Source organism: Methylobacterium sp. B1, assembly GCF_000333255.1.
In the GTDB taxonomy this organism is placed as follows: Bacteria; Pseudomonadota; Alphaproteobacteria; order Rhizobiales; family Beijerinckiaceae; genus Methylobacterium; species Methylobacterium fujisawaense.
This window is the reverse complement of record NZ_BACT01000695.1, coordinates 1-2,252: the sequence shown is the minus strand read 5'-3', so window position 1 is coordinate 2,252 and position 2,252 is coordinate 1. Positions and strand designations below refer to the sequence as shown.

Here is a 2,252-nt window from a genome sequence, read left to right as displayed (position 1 = left end):
GACGGAGGCGGCACGCGGCCCTCATCGACCGCCAGCGGTTCGCCGCCGCCCTGAGCGGGGCCCGCATCACCGCGGCGCCGGCCCGCATGATCCGCAGCGGCCCGCAGATCGCCGCGGCAGCGCCCCCGCCTCCGCCTGAGGGCTACGCGCGCTACCGCGCCTACAATTACGGGCCGGGCTATGGGTACGGCTACGCGCCGGACGACACCGACGACCGCCTCGATCGCCTGAGCAGCGCGCAGGCCGCCGGCTACGTCGTGGTCCGCCGCCGGACGGTGCAGTTCCCCGACGGCCGGACCCTGCGGGTCTACCGCCCGGACCCAGAGGGTGAGCCGTTCTGATCTGACACGCCTGCGAACACCGCCCGCAGGGGGGCCCTCAGAATCTTCCCGGCGGGGTTGCGCGGCAGGAGTTCGTCCCGGATCACGATCCGCACCGGGACCTTGAACGCCGCGAGCCGCGCGGCCGCGAAGGCGCGGATCTCCGAGGCGTCGGCACTCGACCCCTCCGCCAGAACCACGATGGCGCCCGGCTCCTCCCCGAGGGTCGGATGGGGCACCGGCAGCACCACGGCGTCGATTACGTCCGGATGGGCGTAGAGGGCGTTCTCGACCTCGCAGCAATAGATGTTCTCGCCGCCGCGGATCAGCATGTCCTTGATCCGGTCGACGATGGTCAGGAACCCCTCGTCGTCGGCGCGGGCGAGGTCGCCGGTGCGCAGCCAGCCCTCGGAGAGGGCCTCGGCGGTGGCCGTCGGGTCGTCCCAGTAGCCGCGGACCACGTTGGGGCCCTTCACGCAGAGCTCGCCGACCGCGCCCGGCGGCAGCACGTCCCCGAGGGGGTCGACGATCCGCACCTCGCAGACCGGCAGGGGCGGACCGCAGGACTCGGGATGCGCGAGGTAATCCCTCGCCTGGTGATGGGTGAAGGTCGCCGAGGTTTCGGTCATGCCCCAGCCGGTTCCGGGGACGACCTTCGGCAAGGGCCTCGCCGAGCGTTCGCACGAGGTCGCCGGCGGCCGGGGCGCCGCCATAGGTGACGCCCTCGAGACTCGGCAGCGGCCGTCCGGCTTCCCGGGCGGCGGTGGCGAGCTGCCACGCGATGGTCGGGACGCCGCCCGCGCTGGTGCAGCCCTCCCGTTCGATCAGGTCGAGGGCCGCGTCCGCGTCCCAGCGGTGCATCATCACCAGCCGGTGGCCACCGTAGAGCGCCGCCCCGAGGCTCGCGTGGCAGCCGGTGACGTGGAACAGCGGGATCACCAGCAGCGCCGCCCGCTGCGGCGCGGACGGGTCGGGCTTGGGCGGGCTCTCGCCCCGGCGCAGGGCGCTGCGCGCCGCCGAGTAGGGATAGGCCATCACCGTCGTGGCGGCCGCCCGGTGGGTGCCGACCGCCCCCTTGGGCTTGCCGGTGGTGCCCGAGGTGTAGAACAGCGTCGCGTCGTCCTCCGGATCGAGAGCGATGTCGGGCAGGGGCAGGTCGGGCAGGGCGGCCCAGTCCCGGACCGGCCCCACGATCTCGGCGAGCGGCGTCGCCCGGGGGTCCGGCTCCATCCGGGTGGTGAGGACCCGCTCCAGGGCCTGGCATTCGCCCAGATGCGGGGCGAGCCGGGCGAAGCGCTCGCCGTCGGCGATCAGCACCCGCGCGCCCGAATGCTGCAGGCCGTAGGCGAGCTCGGGCCCGGTCCACCACGCATTGAGCGGCGTCGCGATCGCCCCGGCGAGCAGGGCACCGAAATAGCTCACCGGCCATTCGGGCAGGTTGCGCTGCGCGATGGCGACCCGGTCGCCCTTGCGCAGGCCGGCCTCCACCAGGGCCCGCGCGAGGGTGGTCGCCGCCCGGGCGAAGCCCGTGAAGGTCACGCGCTCGTCCTGGTAGACCAAGAAGGTCTTCTCTCCGTGCCCCCGGGCGATCCGGAACAGGTCGCGCAGGGTCGGCGGGGCCTTCTCCCAGATCCGGGTCGGCACGCCCCGGATCGGCACCGTGGCGATGGCGAAGGGTGCGCCCGGGGCGGTGAGCCGCGCCTCGGCCTCGCGGAAGGGCAGGGAAGGCCAGCCGGCGGGGATGCGGGGGTCGAGACTCATCGGGCGATGGTCACGCCGCCGTCGATGACCAGTGCCTGACCGGTCACGAACCGGCCCGCCGCGGAGGCCAGGAACACGGCGGCGCCGGCGATCTCGTCGGGCTCGCCGATCCGGCGCAGGGGCGCGGCGTCCGTGGTGGCGGCCAGCATCTCGGGTCCTCCCATAGGCCCG

2 protein-coding genes and 2 pseudogenes are annotated in these 2,252 nt (G+C 74.3%); 1 reads left to right on the top strand and 3 read right to left on the bottom strand.

The window, feature by feature from the left end; translation table 11 throughout:
* Positions 1 to 341, top strand: a pseudogene (locus tag I53_RS20530) (hypothetical protein); the annotation flags it as partial.
* On the opposite strand, the gene I53_RS35330 reads toward I53_RS20530, so the two are convergent.
* From I53_RS35330 to I53_RS31600, 3 genes and pseudogenes are all read right to left on the bottom strand, one after another.
* Entirely contained in the window at positions 308 to 982 is a 675-nt protein-coding gene (locus I53_RS35330; protein ID WP_251982390.1) for an AMP-binding protein, read from the bottom strand. The pseudogene I53_RS20530 and the gene I53_RS35330 overlap by 34 nt on opposite strands.
* A gap of 58 nt (positions 983 to 1,040) precedes the next feature.
* A pseudogene (locus I53_RS35325) lies at positions 1,041 to 2,081 on the bottom strand (AMP-binding protein); the annotation flags it as partial.
* Positions 2,078 to 2,252, bottom strand: a 175-nt coding sequence (locus tag I53_RS31600) for an SDR family oxidoreductase (RefSeq protein WP_148291208.1), incomplete at its 5' end; no start/stop codon positions are given. The pseudogene I53_RS35325 and the gene I53_RS31600, both read right to left, overlap by 4 nt.